Genomic DNA, 19513 nt, shown 5'->3' with positions numbered 1-19513 from the left:
TTATAGAAGGAGAGGAAAGAGCCGCCCTAGTGTCATCTGCGATGTAGGGCGGCTCTTTGCGGAGTTAAGATTCAATTATTTCGTTTGGCTGGCAGCCTGCTTCCATGCCTTATCCATATTCTCCAGCATCTCTTGAGGAGAGATTGCTTTCAAATAGACTCCTTGCGCGGAAGTCATCATCTCGGCGGTAGCTGCGCCGCCGTTTATCCAGCCCTGATCCAGGAACGGATAGCTTTTGCCGGCCGCGACAACTGCAGCGACTTCGCTGAATGCCGGATCGAGATCGCCCGTCTCGCCTTTAATCGTCATGAACGCTTGCTGGCTTTTCGCCCATGCCGTTTGAGTTTCCGCCTTGCTCCAGAATTCAAGGTATTTCTTCGCCGCATCGAGCACTTTAGTATCTTTATTGATGGCAAATGTCGTTCCAACTGCCGCGGAAGCAATGACGTCTTTGCCGGCTGCGTTGGAAGGCATCGCGAACATGCCGACCTCAAGATCCGGGTTCGTTTTTTTGATTCCTGAGAGCGACCAGCTGCCGTCAATATACATGGCCGCTTCGCCTTTGGCGAACGCCTGCTGCGCTTGGTCGAGGCTGACGCCGGTGCTTTTTGGCGTAAGATAGCCCTTCTCGTCCAGCGAGAACCAGTTTTTGTTCATTTCCTGCCATCCCTGCGCAAAAGTTGCTGTGCCGCCATTCAGCTGGCTGTCAAAATCCGGCGTGCCGGTGTAGACCAGGGATGGAGCCATCGTATAAAGCGCGGCCAGCGTCATCCAGCCGTCGTTGTTGCCGATCGAGATCGGAAGCTTGCCGGAAGCTTTGATTTTTTCGGCTGCGGCAAGGAATTCATCCCAATTTTGCGGCGTCGCGATCGACAGCTCGGAAAACAGCTTTTTGTTGTAGTACACGCCGAGAACATTCATATCATTCGGGATTGCAAATATTTTGCCCTCGCCCGTGGTAGCTTTAAGCGATGCTTCGGTAAAATTTGAGATCCATGGCTCGGCGGTCAAATCGTACAAATAACCGGCTTTGCCGTAGGAGATTACTTCCGACAGACCCGGATGCAGCATGATGACATCGGAAGCGTCGTTTGAGGCAAAACGTGTTTTGATAAATTCCTTGAATTGCCCGCCCGGCATTCCCTCGTACTCTACTTTAATGTCCGGATTCTCCTTCATGAACTTATCGTTTAACTCCGGAAGAGCGCCAAGCTCGGACCCTGATTTAAAGCCCGTCACCTTCAGCGTAACCGCTTCTTGCGGTTCCGGCTGTGCGCTGGCGGCCGGGGCGGATGGAGCCGGACTCGCCCCCTTATCGGTATTGCCCGGGTTGTTTCCGCTTCCGCTGCTGCATGCGGTCAAAGCCAATGCAAGCGCTGCCGTTAATGCTGCCGCTGATCCCTTTTTGCTCAATTGATGCATCCCCCTCGTGTGTAAGTTCATCTCTCAAACACTATGTTAGGTAAAAGACTCTCAAAAAAACAGGACTAGAATTTCATGTTTTTTCCTTTATTTTCGGATCGTTCGTCCTTATTGAACAGCTCCGTCCCAATTGCCTCCTAAAGCCAGAAAAAAACGAACCGTTTCGCAATTTTGCACACTAGGTCATCCCGAACTCTGCCTCTATAATGAGGAAAGATTCAAGCGACTAAGACCTAACGCAAGGAGAAGATGTCCTTTGAACGACAAGGAACATATACAACTCGATTCTCTGGCTATAGATGGGAACCCGAACCGGATCGGCGCCGACCCTTCCGAATTCTCGTTCAGCTGGAAGCTGGTCAGCGACAAACGCGGCGTTAAACAGAAGAGCTTCCAGCTCTCTCTATTTCCCCTTCATGCGGACGGAACCCGGGAGCCTGAGCTGTGGAACAGCGGCGTAACCAGATCCCGCATGACCTTTCACCGTTATCTCGGCCCCCGTCTGCAGCCGCATCGGGCCTACGGCTGGAAGCTGCTTGTTTGGGAAACGGGCGCTTCGGATCCGGTTGAGGCGGAAAGCCGCTTTGTGACGGGTCTGGCTGCTGAAGATTGGAGCGCCGAATGGATTTGGGACGGCGGCTCTCTGTCTCGCAACCAATTTGTCTACTTTCGCAAGGAATATTTGCTGGAGCAGCAGGCGGAATCGGCTTACGTATCCATTAGTGCCCATCATTACTTTCAGCTGTATGTCAACGGAGAAAGAGCTGGCGGATATGTCAGTCCCGCTCCATCCGACCCGGCCAAAGGCAAGCTATACGTTACGTACGATATCGCTCCGCTGCTGAAGCCGGACGGCCGCAACTGTTTGGCGGTCATCGCACTTTACACCGGAGATGGCGGGCAAAATAACGTAGACGGATTGCCGGGCTTAATCGTTCAGGCGGAATTGCAGCTGCAGGACGGCAGCAGGCGGAGATGGGCCACCGGAACGGACTGGCAGCATCTGTCGAGCGGCGCTCATCAGAGCGGCGCGGCATTTCAGCAAAACCGGAAAATTACGCCGATTGAAAGCGTAGATGCGCGTCTCCTGCCGTCCTCCTGGATGGAGTACAATTTTCATCATAAGGGGCTCAAGCCCGCATCCCTCTCGCTTGCCCCGGATACGAGCTGGCAGCTGACGCCACAGCTCATACCCGAGGGAATAATCGATGAGGAGATACAGCCAAAGCTAGTATTCTCGCAGCCTACGGAGGACGGGATCTGCCACATTTATGATGCCGGCCGCATTGTCTCGGGCTGGGTGAGGCTGCTGGCGCCAGGCGTAAGAGATGTTCAAGTGCGCGCCCGATATGCCGAGCAGCTCGGCGAAGACGGCTTGGTAGAGCGCAAGGTGGCCAATGAGTGTTCCGAGCGTTACTACGACGAATATACGATGCGCGGCGATGCGCTGGAGGAATGGCAGCCCGCCTTTACCTACAAGGCTTTTCGTTTTATTGAGGTCACCGGTTATCCGGATACGCTGCAGCAAGGCCAGCTGACCGTTATCGCTGCCCGCACCGGATTGAAGGAGCTTGGTTCATTTCGCAGCTCGGATGATTTCCTGAACAAGCTGTTCTCCGCCTCAATTAAAACCCAGAAAAACAATATTTTAGGCCAGGTCGTGGACTGCCCGCATCGCGAGCAAGCTCAGTATTTGGCCGACAGCGATCTTCAGGCGGAGCTGCTGCTCTATCATTTCGGATCGGCGGTCGGCATGCTGGACAAAACGCTCACCGACTTCCAGAACGCGCAGGATACGGACGGCGCTTTTCCTTTTGTCGCTCCATGCAATGCCGGCAATCCCGACTTTTCCATCCGCATACCGGAGTGGGATCTGCACTTCATCAGCCTGCTCTGGAAGCTGTATGAGGCATCCGGGGACGAAAGCCTGCTGCGCAAACATTACTGGACGGCCAAACGCACGGCGAATCGCTGGCTGGCGATGCGCGGCGACAACGGACTCGTGCCCAAAAGCGAATGGTGGCATATTAGCGACTGGCCTTATCCCGTTGTGGATGACAGCGGCTCGGCGCTCACGGTGCAAAACACGAAGCTGTACCAAGGGGTGCGTGATCTGGAGCGGATCGCAGCTTTAATCGGGTTGGGAAAGGAAAGCCGGCAGTGGAAATCGGATGCCGATGCTCTATCGGCTGCAATTGCCGATTCCCTGTTTGACATCGAGACAAACGGCTTCATGGACAGTTACGGCTCGCCGGCGAGGCATCAGGGCGTCAACGCTTTGGCCGTGTTGGCCGGACTTGCGCCTCCGTCGGCCGACCGGAAAAAGCTGCTGAGACGGATCGCAACCGAGGCGTGGGAAGCCCGCACCGTCCTATCGCTTCCGCTGCTGAAGCTGCTGTTCCAGGAAGGCATGGGCGACGAAGCCTACTCTTACATTCATCGAACCGAATATCCCGGTTGGGGTTACATGATTGCTCAGGGCTCCCCTACGTTATGGGAAGGCTGGGATGACAGGGAGTCGCACAGCCATGCCTGGAACGGGTACCCTGTCCGTTTGCTCAGTGAATATGTAGCTGGCATCCAAGCCGGAGCTCCAGGTTTTACTACCATTCGCTTCCGTCCATTTTGTCCGAATGGATTGCAGCAAATTGAAGCTTCGGTGCCAACCCCGTTTGGCATAACAAGCGCGGGATGGATTAGAAATGAAGATGGGCTTGAGCTCATGCTGCAAGTACCGGCTGGAGCGGAGGGCGAACTATGGCTGACTGCGGAGACGCTTGGCCGTCCTTTGGAGGAGCTGCGGATTGATGAATCCGGCAGCCCGATCTGGCAGCAGAATCGTCTGCTGCCCTCCGCCAAATCCCGGGAGGTGTGCGGAGATAGACTGCCTGAAGCAATCAGACTGCAGTTCGAAAGCGGCACCTACCGCTTCCGAATCGCCTGATCGCCCGCTATTCAAAAAAACGCCAGGCCATTGCGCGGAATGCGCAGCGGCCTGGCGTTTATTGAATTTCGGTTCAAGCCGAATCCCCGGTTGTGACGTTTGGATAAGAGCCGCTCTCCCGGTACTGGGTCGGCGTCACGTGAAACCGTTTGCGAAATAACGTACTGAAGTATTTCGAGCTTGTATACCCGACCGCGGCGCAAACCTCGCTCATCTTCATATCGGTTTCCAGCAGCATGCGCCTTGCTTCGTTCAGACGAACGTCGGTAACAAAGTCGATAAATTTCTGGCCCGTGGACTCCTTGAACAGCTCGCTTAAATACGTCGCATTCAGATAAACGCTGGAGGCAACCTGCTCCAACGTGAATTCGGAATTGGCGTAGCCGCTCTTAATAATTTCCTTCACTTTCAGAATGACTTTGCGTTCCTCCTGCGCTTGCGGCTCCAGACGGGAAATCCGCTCGATAAACCGCTCCATTTCTTGAAGCAGCACACCGGGATCATAGGCAAAAAGCAGCCTTCCCGTCAGCTCGTCAATGGCCGGACGCATCTGCTGCAGCAAATTGGAATTGATACGCTCCGTACGCGGTCCGGCAAAAAGAGCAATCAAGGAAATAATGCCGCGCAGCGCTTGAAAAGGTTCCAGCTGCTTCCAGGACTCCACCCGCTGGCGGAGCACGGCAACCGTTCCGGCCAAATCGTTCATTTCCAGAGCAAGCGTTAGGCGCGAAAGGCTTTCCGCCTCCTCGGCCGGCGTGACATTTGTCTCCGCCATTCTGCCCAGCAGCCGCTCCTGCGCCTGCCGGAAACAATCCGGCAGCTCGGTCGGATGAGCAACCGGATCGGATGAAGCGGTCAAGCCGTTCGCGGTCATATTCGGAATCAAAGCGCGAGCTTCCGAATCTGGAGGCAAATTATCCTCCTGCACTCTGCGCCGGGAAGCATCGCCCAGGCTTTTTCCTGCCAGAAACAGCAAATCGCAGGTTTTCGCCAGCGGAACGACCGCCCATTTGCGGATTTCGGCGCCGAAGCGCGTCAGCGTCTCAACTTGATTAGCCGCTCGAGCGAGGCGATCCTCCCGGGCGCTGCCTGTCCCGCTTAAATCAGGCTGGGTGTACACAGTCAACTGCAGCTGATAACTCATATCAAGCCCTGTATGACCCTCACCGGCCAACAGCTCCAGTAAGGTGTTCAGCGCCTTTTCCTCACCTGCCACGATCCACTCCGACAACGCCTGTGAAAGCAGCTTGCCGCTTTCATAATGCCGCTTGGCGATTCGCCCGCCAGCCTTGAGAATCGCCTCCTTCAGCTCGTCGCGCTGCACCGGCTTGAGCAAATATTCCACAACGCCGCTGCGCAAAGCGGACTGCACGTATTCAAACCGGTCGTACCCGGTCAGCATAATCACTGTGATGTCCGGCTTGAGCCTGGCAAGCTTGTCGGCAAGCGTCAGACCGCTATCCCCGGGCATTCCGATATCGAGCAGCACCAGCTCCGGCTCCTTCAGCAAGACGGCCTCCCATGCGCTCGCCGCATCGGGGCAAGCTCCGACAACTTCCCACTCCGGCAGCAGCCTGGGAACCATTTGGGAAAGGCCAGCCCGGATCATTTCCTCGTCGTCCACAATGAGCAGCTTAGGCATCGGTACTGTCCTCCTTCTTGAGAGAGCTCAAATAAATCGCAACTCGTGTCCCGCCGTCAGGCAGCGGCTCGACCTGTAACCCGTATCCTTCACCGCATAAAAACAAGATGCGCCGGTGCACATTTTGCAGGCCGATATGATCGCCCTCCTCCAGCTCCTCCAAAGCAGTGTTGCGCAGCCGCTGGCGAATCCAGTCCAGACGCTCGGGAGGAATGCCCGTTCCGTTGTCCTCGACGTATATGGTCAAGCGTCCGTCCGTCACTGCTGCCCGAATGCGGATTTTTCCATCCGGCTTGCCCGTCACCTGCCCGTGCACGATGGCATTCTCGATCAGCGGCTGAATGATCCACTGCGGAATTTCCGCCATCATCAGCCCTTCGGGGATATCGGTTGTAACCTTCAGCTGCGGGAATCGAATCTGCTGCAGCTTCATATATACGCTGACATACTCCATTTCACGGTAAATCGGAACCGCCTCCGCTTCGGAGCGCAGAGAAAGCCGGAACAGCTTGCCAAGCAGCGTCACCATATCGGCGACCTCGTAATCGCCGTTCATTTCCGCCCGCATATTAATGGATGCCAGCGTATTGTACAGAAAATGTGGATTGATTTGGCTGCGCAGCACCTGCACCTGAGCCTGCTGACGGTAAATTTTCATATGCAGCACGTTGTTGACCAGCTCGTTGATTTTGGACACCATCGCGTTAAAGGAGCGGCCAAGCTGATTCATCTCGTCATTGGACCGCGGACGAAACATGACGTTGTAATCGCCCAGCTCTACGCGCAGCATCAGACGTTTCAGCTCCTTAAGCGGCCGGATGATCGTCGTTGTCAGCACAGCGGACAGCGTAATGGACAGAAGCAGCAGCACGGCTGCGGATATCCAGAGCAGATTGCGCAGCAGCTCCAGCTCATTGGACACCTTGCGCACTTCAATCGTGTTCACGACCGTCCAGTTGGAAATCGCGGAGCGCACATAGTGCACCATCGTTGGCTCCCCGTTAATATCATCGGTGTAGTAGCCGTAAGAAGGACCGGGCTTAAGCGGAAAAGATTCACCCATCCGGTCCGGGTCGGGATGATATACGACGCGCCCCTGCCCGTCTACAACGAATAAAGTTCCGGCAGAGGAGCTTTTGGAGTTGTCCATCAGCTCCGCCATGCTCTCCAGCGAAAAATCAAGCAGCAGCACGCCGTAGGATTGCCGGTTGGCAATGTTGACAATGCTTCTGGCGTAAGAGAACACATACTTCTGTTCCGAACCCATCGTCACTTGATACGGCTCGATAAGCAGTCCCTTACCATCCAGCTCCAGCACTTTTTCATACCAATCCGCCTGTTGGAACCCGGAATGATCGACCCAGCTTCCCGTTCCATATTGGGAATAGAGAACTTCCCCGTCGGCAATCCAATAGGCGCCCGCAAGATCGGAAAAAGGAATCGCCAAAATCGTGTTACGCAAAGCGCGGTCGACCATTACCTTTTCGCGAAAGGCGTTGGACGGATTCTCGCGATCCACCTTGCCGCCGATGCTCTCTCGAACGTCCAGGTAGAAGGTTGACGCCATCCGGTCAATTTGCTGAATATAGGTATCCAAATTTTTGCTGACCTGATCGGAAAGGCTGAGTCCGTATTCTCCGACCTTTTTCTGCATGTTCTCGTTGTAATGGTTGTATCCCAGCAGCGTCAGCACGATAACCGGAATAATGATCGTGATGGAGTAGGCAGAGATCAGCTTGGCATTCAGATTCCATTCCTTGTACGAAAAGGTGCTCAGCTTCAATGCTTCAGCCTCCTGCCTCTGCAGCGGCGCAAGCGGCATTTGCCGCCCGGTCCGGCTTATCCTTTGACCGAACCTGCGGCGATGCCCTTAATAATATATTTTTGCAAAAAGAGATACACGAGCAGCAGCGGCAGAACGGACAGCACCATCCCGGGGAACAGCAGCGACCAGTTTGTTACATGCTCGCCGACAAACATATAGAGCTCAATTGTAATCGTCCGGCGGCTGCTATCCTGCAGGAATAACAGGGGAATAAGAAAATCGTTCCATGTGCTGAGCGAGCAAAGTACGGCCACCGTAGCCGTAGCTGGCTTAATTATCGGAAATACAGCGACCCAGTAAGCGCGGAATTTGGAGCAGCCGTCGATCCAGGCCGCCTCCTCCAGCTCCCTGGAGGTTGATTTGAGAAAGCCGGTAAATAGAAACACCGTCAGCGGCAAATTAATTGCCGTATAAATTAATATAGCACCGTGATAGGTATTGACCAGAGAGAGCGCATTCACAAACCGGTACAGCGGCACCATAGCGAGTTGAAAAGGCACCATAATGCCTGCGATAAAGTAAATATATAGAAAATTATAGGTTTTGCTCGATTTTCTAGCAAGCGGGTACGCCGCCATAGAGCCAAAAATAATGAGCAGAGCTACCGTACTGACGGTAATAAGCAGAGTATTGGCAAAAACAAGCGGGAATCTCATCATCGCCCAGGTTTCCGCATAATTGCCGAAGCTTAGGCTGCCAGGCAGAGATAACGGGAAGCCGGCCATTTCCTCCGGCGATTTAAACGTCATGGAGACGACGAAATACAGCGGAATCATAAACAGCACTGCCAGCGCAATGAGGCCGATTTCCAGCATGGCATAACGCGGGGATTTTGTTCTCATTACACTCCTACCTCTCTTCTGCGCAGCACAACGATTTGAATGAACGAGATCATCAGAATGATGAAAAACATGACAACCCCGATTGCGGTGCCGTAGCCAAAGCTGCTTTCGGTGAAGGCGGTGCGGTACAGCAGCGTTGTGAACGTTTCCGTCGCATAATAAGGACCGCCCTTAGTCGTCACATAAATAATGTCAAATGCCTTGAGCGAGCCGATGCTCGCCAGAACCACATTGATTGTGATCGACGGAGCCATCAGCGGAAACGTAATCGAGAGAAACTTGCGCCAGCCGCCAGCGCCGTCAATATCTGCAGCCTCGTAATAGTCACCGGGAATCGTTTGCAAATTCGCGATAAAAATGACCATAGAATAACCGACAAACTGCCAAAGCACAATCGCCACGATGCCGTACAGCGCGTATGCGGGATCGCCGAGCCATGACTGCTGCCAGGAGCCCAGGCCTAAGCCGGCGAGCAGCTCATTGAGCAGGCCTCCATCCGGCTGGTAAATATACATCCACGTATAACCGACCACGAGCGGGCTTAAGATAGCTGGCACAAAAAATGCGGCCCGAAGCACGGACTTCGATTTGATTTTGGAGTCGAGCGCCATCGCAAGCGGCATCGCCAGTCCGTTCTGCAGAATGACAACCAGCAAAGTAAACCAGAACGTATTGCGCAGCGCCCTCAGAAACTTGTCGTCGGAGACGAGCTGGGTGAAGTTTTGCAGCCCGACAAAATCCATCGTTTTGTACAAGCCGTTCCAATTTGTCATGCTGTAGTAGAAGCTCGTAATAACCGGCCCCAAAAAGATAACCGTATAGATCAGGAAGGCCGGAGCGATGAACGCGGCCCATACCAGATGCTCTTTTTTGCCGAGCGACCATTTCATAAATGTTCTCCCCTTGTCCTAGTACATGAAACGCAGAAGCGGTTGCAGCGGATATGTTTAGCATACTAGGCGGGCTTTGGATGCAAAATGATGCAAAATTCTCTTTAGCTCTTTTTTTTTCGGGTTTTGTACGAAGGGCGGATGTGAAAGCTTATGAGAATACAAAAGAACCGCAAAAAGGCGCTCCGCCAGGAGAGCGCCTTTTTGCCATACGCAGTTTATGTTCCGTTGCCCGGCCAAGCAAACTTCATGCCCAGCTTCTCTTTTGTCGCGACGAACTGTTCGTTCCAATAGGCGTAAAGCTCGCCGTAACCCAGCTTTTCCTCCTGCTCCGTCATGCTGTCGAACAGCCGTTTAACATCCTCCGGCGACTTCGCCAGCACCATCTTCGCCTCCATACTTTTGCGGTAATCGGCGATTTTGATCTCAATTGCGGCCAAATCCGTCCCGCCCTCAGGTTTGATCGCCTCAAACGGCATCGTATTATAGCTGTACTGAGAGAAATACTTTTCGGTTTCGGCTTCCCATTTGTCAAACGCCGTTTCAGGAACGGGGAATGCGGACTGAATCGGCATCCAGTTTGTAAACCAGTCGAAACCCGCGTATTTTAAAGCGGCCGCATCCGCGTCCTTGGCATAATCCTCGACCCGTTCCTTGCTAAACTTGACATGTCCTTCGGCATCATAGTCCCATGCAATGCCCTTAGGCCCGTATTGGACCTCGATAGACTTTTCGTCCTGTCCGTAATATTCCAGCATTTTCGCGATTCTAGCCTCGTGTTTCGTGCTTTTGCCTGCCATCGTAAGCGTCCAGCCGGAGACGGTGCTCGGCGTCAAATGAAACGGCTTGCCGCTGTCCCCTTGAATGGGACCGGCCGGCACGTAATAGGCGGCAGGGTCCTGGCTGACAAGCGCATTCCATTTGACCAGCCAATTGGTATACATGAACACGCCGCCGCCATTCACCTTCTCCTGCACTTGCGGGCGCGTCAGCGTTAAGGCATCCTGCGGCATCAGCCCTTCGCGGTATAGCTGATTCAAAAACTGGAACGTTTCCAGCGATTCCGGCTCACGGAACGAGTCCACATACCTGCCCTGGTCATCCTCGCGTTTGGCCCCAAAAAACTGAACGAGATGCTCGTAGGTAAAATAAGCAGGAACGACGTCGAAACCGTTGTACTTTAGCTTGGCGTCTCTCACTTTGCGCAGCGCCCCAAGTGTGCCATTTTTTGTGCCAAATGAGGCCGGATCGATGCCGAGCTGGGTCAGTAAATCATGGCGAACCCGCATCGTTGTATGCGTCGGCAGGAAATTGTCCGGCTTCATCGACTCCGGCGCTTTAAAATAACTCGGTAATCCATAATAGTGGCCGTCCTCGGCCCGGAACCAGTTCTGAATTGAATCCGGCACGTTAAATTCCGGAGCATGCTTGGCCAGCAGATCGTCCATCGGAAGGATGTAGCCCGATTTCTCCAAAATTGCCCGCTGCGGCGTATTGCTTTCCAGCGTAATGAGATCGGGAATATCGCCGGTTGCAATCATCGCGGACAGCTTATCCGGGCTGCCTGACGTAAAGTTGATTTCGATGCCGAGATCATCCAAAAGCTGCTTGTCCATCAAGTTAACGCCGGGGTTCCAGTCCCGTTTATACCAGTCCAGCGCAACAAACCAATTCAACTTGATTGGCGTTTTGTCGTCGTTTGAGCTTGAAGGCTCGGCTTCCTTTTGCGCTGAAGCAACCGGAGCGTTGCTCTGCACTCCTCCATTGGAGGAGCATGACGCCAGCAGCGCTCCTGCCAGCAAAACCGCAGCAACTGCCGGAAGCGGCCTTCCATGACCTAATCGCATATTCGATGCCCACCTTTCATTTCCAACCATCACGCTGAGGCATTTATACAAAGGAGCCCCCGATATCTCGAAGGCTCCTCCTGTTATTCAATAAAAATTTCGCTGCGAAATTGATTCGGCGAGTAGCTGTACACATTTTTGAAGGCGCGGGAAAAATGATGGGCGTTGTCGTAACCGACGCTTTCGGCGATTTCCTTCACACGCTGAGTAGGGTCGCGCAGCAGGCGGCAAGCCTCCTCCATGCGGATTTTGGTCAGAAACGCCGTAAAGGTCATGCCGGTTTCTTTTTTGAACAGAGAGCTGAAATAGGAGTAGTTCATGGAGTAGCGGTTGGCGACCTCAGCCAGCTGCAGATTGTGGCGGTAATGCTGCTGAATGTAAGTTTTGGCAAGCTCAATGACGGAGGGGCCTTCCTCCGGCTTATGGCGCGCTGCAGCTGGCTTGGCGAAGCCGCTCACATGATGCGTAGGCTCGGCGGCCGGCGGCTCTAAACGCCCGATGACATGCCCTAGCTGATCGCTTAAATCAGCATAGCTGACCGGCTTGAGCAAATAGTCGAAAACGCCGTATTTGAACGCTTCGCGCACATATTCGTAGTCTCCGAACCCGCTAAGAATGAGGAATTTAATGTCGGGATGAGTTTGGGCCACGCTGCGCAGCAGCGTGATTCCGTCCATCTGCGGCATTTTGATATCGGTAAGGATGATGTGCGGGGCGGCGTCATGAATCATGCCCACCGCTTCCCGCCCGTCATGCGCGATGCGAATCCGGCCGATATCCGGACGGTCCATCCGTATAATTTTTGAACGGATTCCTTCACAGATTAGCGGCTCGTCGTCCACAATTAACAGATTGTACATCGCGCTGCCTCCCGTTCGTTGTTGGGATTATCGATTACTTCTGATTATCCGGCCAAGCGAACTCGATGCCAAGCTTTTTCTTCGTTTCGATGAATTTCTGATTCCAGTATTGGAACAATTGGTCGTAGCCAAGCTTGCGCTCCTGCTCCACCATGCTGTTAAAGATTCGCTCTACCTCTTCCGGCGACTTCGCCAGCACCATTTTGGCTCCCATGCTGGTGCGGTAGTCGGCAATTTTGACGTCAATTGCAGCGAGATCCGTGCCGCCGTCCGGCTTGATCGCCTCAAACGCCATTGTATTGTAGCTGTATTTGGAGAAATATTTCTCGGTTTCGGCCTCCCATTTGTCATGCGTCGTCTCCGGCACCGGGAACGCTGCCTGAATCGGAAGCCAGTTCACCAGCCAGTCGAAGCCAACGTATTTTAAATTTGCCGACTCCGCATCTGCGTCGTAATCCTTCTTCCATTGCTCCGTGAATTTCACGTGGCCATTGGCGTCGTAATCCCATGCGACCCCTTTAGGCCCGTAGGTCATCTCAAGCGACATCTCATCCTGGCTCAAATACTGGATCATCTTGGCGATTCTTGCCTCATGTTTTGTCGATTTGCCAACCATCGTCATCGTCCAGCCGGAGACGGTGCTCGGTGTAAAATGGAACGGTTTGGCTTCGTCGCCCTTAATTGGCCCGACCGGCACATAAAAAGCGTTTGGATCGGCAGTTCCGAGCGCCTGCCATTTGACGAGCCAGTTCGTGTACATGAACACGCCGCCGGCGTTAACCTTTTCCTGCACCTGCGGACGGGTAAGCGTCAGCGCATCCTGCGGCATCAGCCCTTCCCGGTACAGCTGATTCAGAAATTTGAACGTCTCCAGCGATTCCGGCTCACGATAGGAATCGACGTAATTGCCCTGCGCATCCTCGCGTTTTGCTCCGAAAAACTGAACAAGATGATCGTAGAAAAAGTAGCCGGGAACGACGTCGAAGCCGTTGTATTTCAGCTTGGCGTCCCTTACTTTACGCAGCGCCTCCAGCGTTCCTTCCTTCGTCTCAAAGGCGGAAGCGTCGATAGACAGCTTTTTCATCAGGTCGTCCCTGGCGCGCATCGTGTTGTGCGTCGGGAAAAAATTGTCCGGCTTCATCTGCTCCGGCGCATAGAAATAGTTCGGCAGGCCGTAGTAATGATTGTCGCTTGTGCGGAACCAGCTTTGAACCGTCTCCGGCACATTGAGGTCGGGCGCGTACTTCGGCAGCAGCTCATCCATCGGAAGCACGTAGCCGGACTTCTCCAGCACGCCGCGCTGCGGCGTATTGCTCTCCAGCGTAATCAGATCGGGAATGTCGCCGGTAGCGATCATGGCCGACAGCTTTTCCGGACTGCCGGACGTGAAGTTGATCTCAACGCCGAGCTCTTCAAACAGCTTTTTGTCCATCAGATTCACTTCCGGATTCCAATCGCGTTTATACCAGTCCATTGCAATGAACCAGTTTACCTTGATTGGCGTTTTGTCTTCTCCCGCCGGTTGTCCGGATGCTTGCGGCGCAGGGCTCTCACCGCCGTTGGCGGCATTTGTGCCGTTATTGCCGGAAGAGCTGCAAGCGGTCAATACAGCCCCCGCCATAACAAGAGCGGAAAATAAAAGCGTGAACTTTTTCCCCAGCTTCATTCTCTGTTCCTCCCTCTGTGTGTTTCCCCTTGTATTTGCTGCTATGTTAATTTGCGGCACCGGCCGCAAAGATTAACTTTTGCCGCGGGCTAGCCTTTAACCTTTAATCGAGCCGATCATGATGCCTTTGACGAAATATTTTTGGAGAAACGGATAGATAAGAATGATCGGAATGCTGACAACCATCATCATCGCCAGCTTCATCGTCTCGGGGCTGATTTTCATTGCCTGCGAAGGGATATTAGCCAGCGCCGAGGCGTTGACACCCTGCGCAAAGTCAGCGCTTGTCACCATCCGCATCAGAAACAGCTGCACCGTCTGAAGCGAATCCTTGGTCGTAAACATCATCGCGTCAAAATAAGAGTTCCAGTGATAAACGCCGTTGAACAGCGTAATTGCGGCCAGCACCGGCTTGGAGAGCGGAAGAATGAATTGCAGGAACAACCGGTATTCGCCCGCCCCGTCCATTCTCGCCGACTCCAGAAGCGCATCGGGAATGGTGCGCATGAACGACATGATTATAATCATATCCCACACGCTGAACATGCCCGGTACGATGTACACCCATACCGTATTGAGCAGCCCCAGGTCTTTGTAGAGAATGTAGGTGGGAATGAGTCCGCCGCCGAAAAACATCGTGAACATGATTACCGCCATGTAAAAGTTCCGGCCAATCAGATACGTCCGTGACATTCCGTAAGCGATTAGCGAGGTAAACAATACGTGAATGAGCGTACCGACAATCGTTCGGAAGCCCGTGACCATAAAGGCCTGGTAAATGGTTGAATCGACGAGCACGGCCCGGTAGTTCGCCCAGGTAAATTCCCGGGGCCAAAAATAGACGCCGCCGCGCAAATAGTCCAGTCCGTTGTTCAAGGAACCAACGATCGTGAACCAAAACGGCCCTAGCGTTACGATAACAACCGCAATCATGACGAGAACATTGAAGATGTCGAAGGCCCGTGAGCCAAACCGGGTGCTGCTCATGCGTTAACTCCCCTTTCTAGAACAAACCTTTATCGGTAATCCGTTTGGATACGTAGTTGGCAGATACGAGCAGGAACAGAGCGATGACGGATTTGGCCAGCCCGACCGCAGTGGAGTAGGAGTACCGCATCGATTGGAAGCCAAGCTTGTACACGTACGTATCGATCGTTTCGCTCATCTCGCGGTTCAGCGCATTTTGCAGGACGAGAATTTGCTCAAAACCCGTGTTCAGCAGAGCGCTGATGGCAAAAATCAGCATAATGACAATTGTCCCCATAATGCTCGGCAGCGTAATATGCCACATTTTCTGAAACCGTCCCGCTCCGTCGATCTTGGCAGCCTCGTACATCTCGGCATCAACGCCCGCAATAGCGGCGATATAGATGATTGCCCCCCAGCCGAGTCCCTTCAGCATCTCGCCCGCAACGAGGATATATTTGAAATAATGCGGCTCGCCCATGAAATTGAGAGGTTCCTTGAGAATACCGAGCTGGATGAGAATCTCGTTAATGACGCCGTTGGAAGGCGAGAGAACGTTGATGATCAGCCCCCCGAAAATAACCCAGGAGACAAAATGCGGAAGGTAGGAAACCGATTGAATGAATCTCCTAAACTTGGTGCTGGTCACCTCGTTCAGCAGCAGAGCGAAGATAATCGGTGCCGGAAACGCAACCGCCAATGCTAGCAAATTGATCGTCAGCGTATTTTTCAGCACCTGCGCAAAGTTCGGATCGTTGAAAAACTCGCGGAAATGTTCCAGACCGGCCCACTCCGAGCCTGCTATGCCTTCCAGAAGGTTGTAGTCCTTAAACGCAATCACGATGCCGTACATCGGGATGTACGAGAAGATGATCAGAAAGATAATGCCCGGCCACACCATGCTTTGCGTTTCCCATTGGCCGATGAATTTTTTGAACATGAGCGACCTCCTCTATGACAGCGTTTTCTCTATTGTAAAAAAGGAGAGCTGACGCTAAAATAGCACCATTTTGTTTTTAGGGGCTTATTTTTTGGTACCTAAAAAAACCGCTCCTCCACCTTCGATCGCTTTGAACTAGGAATTTCTAGAATTTCTACTTCATTTTAGAGATGGAACTACCGCTTCCAATAAGGCTGCAATTAAAAAAATACCCCGATTACCCTGCACTAGGCAGGATGATCGGGGCGTGCTTCTTCGCTAGAATTGGGCCGACTCAACTTGTTTGTGTGATTAATCGTATAAAATCCTTTTGGAGCCAACGCATTTCAACGTTTGTGTGATAAAACATACAAAACTCAAACTTTTTCGTCCATGCCCAGTCAATTTGTATGATTTATCGTACAATAACCGAAAAATAGACGCTGTCCAAACATAATTTGAGTGAATAATCACACAAAATTCTAAAGGATCCATTCCATATCCTGAATTTGGAACCTAATTTCAGCCCTTAATCCCGCTAAACGTAATGCCTTGAATAAACGTTTTTTGCAGGAAGAAAAACAGCAGAATAATCGGAGCGGTCATCATCGTTGACACCGCCATCATCAGCCCCCATTCCGTGCCCTTCTGGCTCTGGAACTGCTGCAGGCCGAGCGACAGCGTGTAGGAATGCTGATCGGTCAGATATAACAGCGGCCCCATGAAGTCGGTCCAGCTTGCCATGAACTGAAACAGCCCGACAGCAAGCGCAGCTGATTTTGCCAGCGGCAGCATGATCTGCCAATAGATCCGGAACTCGCTTGCTCCGTCGATTCGCGCGGCGTCCTTCAGCTCGTTGGGGAGTCCTAGAAAAAACTGCCGCAGCAAAAAGATATAAAACGGAACCCCGAAAAACGCCGGGACAATGAGCGGTAGCGACGAGCCGATCCAATTCAGCTTCTCGAACAGCAGAAACAGTGGAATCATCGTCACCTGACCCGGAATCATCATGACGGCAATCGTCAAAAAGAACAGCGGGCCCTTCCCTCTCCACTCCAGCTTGGCGAAGCTGTAGGCGACGAGCGGGCAGACCAGCACAACGCCAAGCGTGCTGAAGCCTGTAATGACAACGGTATTTTTTAAGTAGGTGAAAAACGGGATATAATCCATCGCCGCCGAGTAGTTGCTCCACTGAAACGGCTTCGGAATCCACTGCGGCGGGAAGGTATACACCTGAGTGGACGGCTTGAGCGATGTCGACACCATCCAAATGAACGGAGCCAGAAAAAAGACCGAAGCGACAATAAGAAATGCTTGGGCTAAACACGTTTTCAACGGTTTTGCCGATTTAACGGTTCGGGCGGACATGGCCTCCCCCTCCTATTCCCCTTGGTAGTGAACCCATCTGCGCGAGGTCGCAAATATGAGCGCGGTTAGTCCCATCACGACCGCGAACAGAATCCAGGCCATGGCGGAGGCATATCCCATCTTAAAAAACTTGAAGCCGTTATCATACAGATACATGACGTAAAACTTCATGGAATCCGCCGGCGTGCCCCTGCCCCCGGTCATCGTATACGGCAGGGCAAATTGCTGAAAGGCATGAATCATGCCCATGACAAGATTGTAAAAGATGACCGGCGTAAGCAGCGGCAGCGTTACGCTTTTCATTTTGCTGAACCAGCCCGCACCGTCGATTTCCGCCGCCTCGTAATAATCGCTGGAAATATCGTTCAGACCAGCCAAATAAATAACGATCGACTGTCCGATGCCCCATAGCGACATTATGATGAGCGACGGCTTGGACCAGGTTTCGCTGCCGAGCCAGGCCGGACCCTGTATGCCAAAAGCGTCCAGCATGCCGTTGACGAGGCCAAATCCGGGATTGAGCAGCCACATCCACAGAACGGCCATCGCTACGCTTGGCACGAGCGTCGGCAGAAAAAACACCGTCCGGTATACGGACATCCCCCTCACCTTCATATTCAGCAGCATAGCGAGCGCTACACCCATGAAGATGCTGAGCGGCACGAAAAATATGACGTAATAAACGGTGTTGACGATCGATTTCCAAAATACCGGATCATGCATCAGCGCCGCATAGTTGCCGAAGCCGACAAATTCGCCGGGCTGCAAAATGCTGTAGGTCGTCAAGCTGAAGTAAAACGACGATAATAAGGGAATCGCGTAAAAAACGAGCAGCCCGGCAATCCATGGAGATGCGAACAACCAGCCGTACAGAGCTTCGCTGGGCCGTTTAGCCTCATTGGACCGCTGGAGCGGTGTTGCAGTATTGGGGCTAACCTTCACATCCGGCATCTCCTCTCACCTGTCGTTCCGACCAGCACAAAGGTCATTGAAATCATCATTTGCCTAACGCTTTCGTGACGTTCGCTGTGACCGTGTCCAGCAGATCCTTCGGCGTTCCGTTGCCGCGAGTGGCGTTGTCAACCGCCGTAGCCAGCTCGTTCCAATAAAGCGAGCCCTGCGGCATAACCGGACGAGCATGTGATACCGGGAGCAGACCGATGAATTCCTTAAATACCGGATCTTCCTTGTAGCCCAGTTTTTCGTTCACCTTGTCATTAATTGAAAAGTCGCCCGAGATGCGGCTGAAAATTTCCTGGCCTTCCTCACCTGAGAAAAACTTCATGAATTCCCATGCCGCTTCCTGATTTTTGGAGCCCTTCGGCATGACGGTCGCCCAGCCGCCCGACCAGGTCGTATGATTGTCTCCGCTGGGAGTAGGGATTGCAAACACGCCATAGTTCAGATCAGGATTGAACTTTTTCGCCTGGGACACCGTCCATGGGCCGGACACCTGTATGCTCAGCTGACCCGTGAAAAACGGGTCCATCGTAGTTGTTCCTTGCGAATCCGTAAACGAGGCGATGTCCTCGATGTTATACTTTTTGGCGTAGTCCGCCATCCAAGCAAGCGCTTCCACATTTTTCGGATCGTTAGCGGTCACTTTGCCTTCGGCATCGGTGAACTCTCCGCCGAACGACCAGCCCCAGCCGTAAAACCAGCCTTGACCGTACCAGGGAATGAAGCCGATGCGCTGGAATCGCCTGCCGTCCTTTTTCATTAGCAGATCGGCCGCATGCTCCAGCTCCTTAATCGTTGTGGGAGGCTTTTCCGGATCAAGGCCGACTTCCTTGAAATGATCCTTATTGTAAAAGACCAGCCTGGCGTCCGTCGTTGTCGGCATCGCATACAGCTTGCCGTCGTAGTTGGATTCTTCCCAGGCAAACGGATAGAACTGCCCTTCGCCTATCCCGTCCTTTTTGGCAAATTCCGTGAGGTCGGTGAGCGAGCCCTGCGCCGCCCAAGTCGCAACCTCGAACCGGTCAAAATAGGCGACATCCGGCGGATTTCCGCCGGCAACCGCCGCCAGCAGCTTTTCGTTTTTGCCCTCGCCCTGCTGAGCGATATAAACGGGATTTACTTTAATTTCAGGATGTTTGACCTCAAACGCTTTCACAACTTCCTCCATCGCTTCCCCAGTGAGCTCCGTCATCGGATGCCAGAGCGTAACCGTCGTTTTGCCCGCCTTGCCTCCCTCCGGTTCGCTATTCCCGGAGCAGCCTGCAAGCGCCATTGCCCCAAGAGATATTGCAACAAGCATGCTGGTTCCTCTTTTCATTCCGTTCAAACCATTCATCTCGTAACACCTTCCCTTTCAATGGT

The 19513-nt window shown here is 53.1% G+C and carries 14 protein-coding genes; 1 reads left to right on the top strand and 13 read right to left on the bottom strand.

Translation table 11 applies throughout. The features are described 5' to 3' along the window. Window positions 1-75: 75 nt before the first annotated feature. Window positions 76-1413, bottom strand: coding sequence for an ABC transporter substrate-binding protein (locus M3223_RS06590; protein WP_251560273.1), 1338 nt, complete (start codon window positions 1411-1413; stop codon window positions 76-78). Between the two features lie 265 nt (window positions 1414-1678). Between M3223_RS06590 and M3223_RS06585 the strand changes: the two genes are divergently transcribed. Next, the gene (locus M3223_RS06585) at window positions 1679-4366 is read left to right on the top strand and encodes a family 78 glycoside hydrolase catalytic domain (protein WP_251560272.1); all 2688 of its coding nucleotides are present in this window, start codon (window positions 1679-1681) and stop codon (window positions 4364-4366) included. Window positions 4367-4439: 73 nt separating this feature from the next. On the opposite strand, the gene M3223_RS06580 is transcribed toward M3223_RS06585, so the two are convergent. The 12 genes from M3223_RS06580 to M3223_RS06525 form a co-directional block, all read right to left on the bottom strand. After that, on the bottom strand, window positions 4440-6008 hold the full coding sequence (locus M3223_RS06580) for a response regulator (RefSeq protein WP_251560270.1): 1569 nt from the start codon (window positions 6006-6008) through the stop codon (window positions 4440-4442). Beyond that, on the bottom strand, window positions 6001-7791 hold the full coding sequence (locus M3223_RS06575) for a cache domain-containing sensor histidine kinase (protein WP_251560267.1): 1791 nt from the start codon (window positions 7789-7791) through the stop codon (window positions 6001-6003). The genes M3223_RS06580 and M3223_RS06575 overlap by 8 nt, the downstream gene beginning before the upstream one ends. 56 nt (window positions 7792-7847) lie before the next feature. Next, window positions 7848-8675: a carbohydrate ABC transporter permease gene (locus M3223_RS06570; protein WP_251560265.1), complete on the bottom strand. Its 828-nt coding sequence runs from the start codon at window positions 8673-8675 to the stop codon at window positions 7848-7850. Next, the gene (locus M3223_RS06565) at window positions 8675-9565 is read right to left on the bottom strand and encodes a carbohydrate ABC transporter permease (RefSeq protein WP_251560263.1); all 891 of its coding nucleotides are present in this window, start codon (window positions 9563-9565) and stop codon (window positions 8675-8677) included. Before M3223_RS06565 ends, M3223_RS06570 begins: the two co-directional genes overlap by 1 nt. A gap of 218 nt (window positions 9566-9783) precedes the next feature. Then, complete coding sequence (locus M3223_RS06560; RefSeq protein WP_251560261.1) at window positions 9784-11412, bottom strand: extracellular solute-binding protein; 1629 nt, start codon at window positions 11410-11412, stop codon at window positions 9784-9786. A gap of 83 nt (window positions 11413-11495) precedes the next feature. Then, window positions 11496-12272, bottom strand: a complete 777-nt coding sequence (locus M3223_RS06555) for a response regulator transcription factor (RefSeq protein ID WP_251560259.1) — start codon at window positions 12270-12272, stop codon at window positions 11496-11498. Between the two features lie 34 nt (window positions 12273-12306). Next, window positions 12307-13938 carry an extracellular solute-binding protein gene (locus M3223_RS06550; RefSeq protein WP_251560257.1) on the bottom strand — a complete coding sequence of 544 codons (1632 nt, stop codon included), beginning with the start codon at window positions 13936-13938 and terminating at the stop codon, window positions 12307-12309. Between the two features lie 96 nt (window positions 13939-14034). Next, the gene (locus M3223_RS06545) at window positions 14035-14925 is read right to left on the bottom strand and encodes a carbohydrate ABC transporter permease (RefSeq protein WP_251560255.1); all 891 of its coding nucleotides are present in this window, start codon (window positions 14923-14925) and stop codon (window positions 14035-14037) included. Window positions 14926-14941: 16 nt separating this feature from the next. Beyond that, complete coding sequence (locus M3223_RS06540; RefSeq protein ID WP_251560254.1) at window positions 14942-15844, bottom strand: ABC transporter permease; 903 nt, start codon at window positions 15842-15844, stop codon at window positions 14942-14944. A gap of 501 nt (window positions 15845-16345) precedes the next feature. Then, the gene (locus M3223_RS06535) at window positions 16346-17191 is read right to left on the bottom strand and encodes a carbohydrate ABC transporter permease (RefSeq protein WP_251560252.1); all 846 of its coding nucleotides are present in this window, start codon (window positions 17189-17191) and stop codon (window positions 16346-16348) included. Window positions 17192-17203: 12 nt separating this feature from the next. Further along, complete coding sequence (locus M3223_RS06530; RefSeq protein ID WP_435367993.1) at window positions 17204-18133, bottom strand: carbohydrate ABC transporter permease; 930 nt, start codon at window positions 18131-18133, stop codon at window positions 17204-17206. A gap of 55 nt (window positions 18134-18188) precedes the next feature. Continuing rightward, window positions 18189-19451: an ABC transporter substrate-binding protein gene (locus M3223_RS06525; protein ID WP_251560248.1), complete on the bottom strand. Its 1263-nt coding sequence runs from the start codon at window positions 19449-19451 to the stop codon at window positions 18189-18191. Window positions 19452-19513: the final 62 nt, after the last annotated feature.

The sequence above is a fragment of the Paenibacillus pasadenensis genome (assembly GCF_023715725.1).
GTDB classification, from domain to species: domain Bacteria; phylum Bacillota; class Bacilli; order Paenibacillales; family Paenibacillaceae; genus Paenibacillus_O; species Paenibacillus_O pasadenensis_A.
The sequence above is the reverse complement of the archived record's forward strand: the minus strand, read 5'-3'. Positions and strand labels throughout refer to the sequence as shown.

Coding starts and splice junctions, on each gene's coding strand:
- M3223_RS06580 (WP_251560270.1), bottom strand. CDS start 6,008: ATGCCTAAGCTGCTCATTGTGGACGACGAGGAAATGATCCGGGCTGGC.
- M3223_RS06570 (WP_251560265.1), bottom strand. CDS start 8,675: ATGAGAACAAAATCCCCGCGTTATGCCATGCTGGAAATCGGCCTCATT.
- M3223_RS06565 (WP_251560263.1), bottom strand. CDS start 9,565: ATGAAATGGTCGCTCGGCAAAAAAGAGCATCTGGTATGGGCCGCGTTC.
- M3223_RS06560 (WP_251560261.1), bottom strand. CDS start 11,412: ATGCGATTAGGTCATGGAAGGCCGCTTCCGGCAGTTGCTGCGGTTTTG.
- M3223_RS06555 (WP_251560259.1), bottom strand. CDS start 12,272: ATGTACAATCTGTTAATTGTGGACGACGAGCCGCTAATCTGTGAAGGA.
- M3223_RS06550 (WP_251560257.1), bottom strand. CDS start 13,938: ATGAAGCTGGGGAAAAAGTTCACGCTTTTATTTTCCGCTCTTGTTATG.
- M3223_RS06545 (WP_251560255.1), bottom strand. CDS start 14,925: ATGAGCAGCACCCGGTTTGGCTCACGGGCCTTCGACATCTTCAATGTT.
- M3223_RS06540 (WP_251560254.1), bottom strand. CDS start 15,844: ATGTTCAAAAAATTCATCGGCCAATGGGAAACGCAAAGCATGGTGTGG.
- M3223_RS06535 (WP_251560252.1), bottom strand. CDS start 17,191: ATGTCCGCCCGAACCGTTAAATCGGCAAAACCGTTGAAAACGTGTTTA.
- M3223_RS06525 (WP_251560248.1), bottom strand. CDS start 19,451: ATGCTTGTTGCAATATCTCTTGGGGCAATGGCGCTTGCAGGCTGCTCC.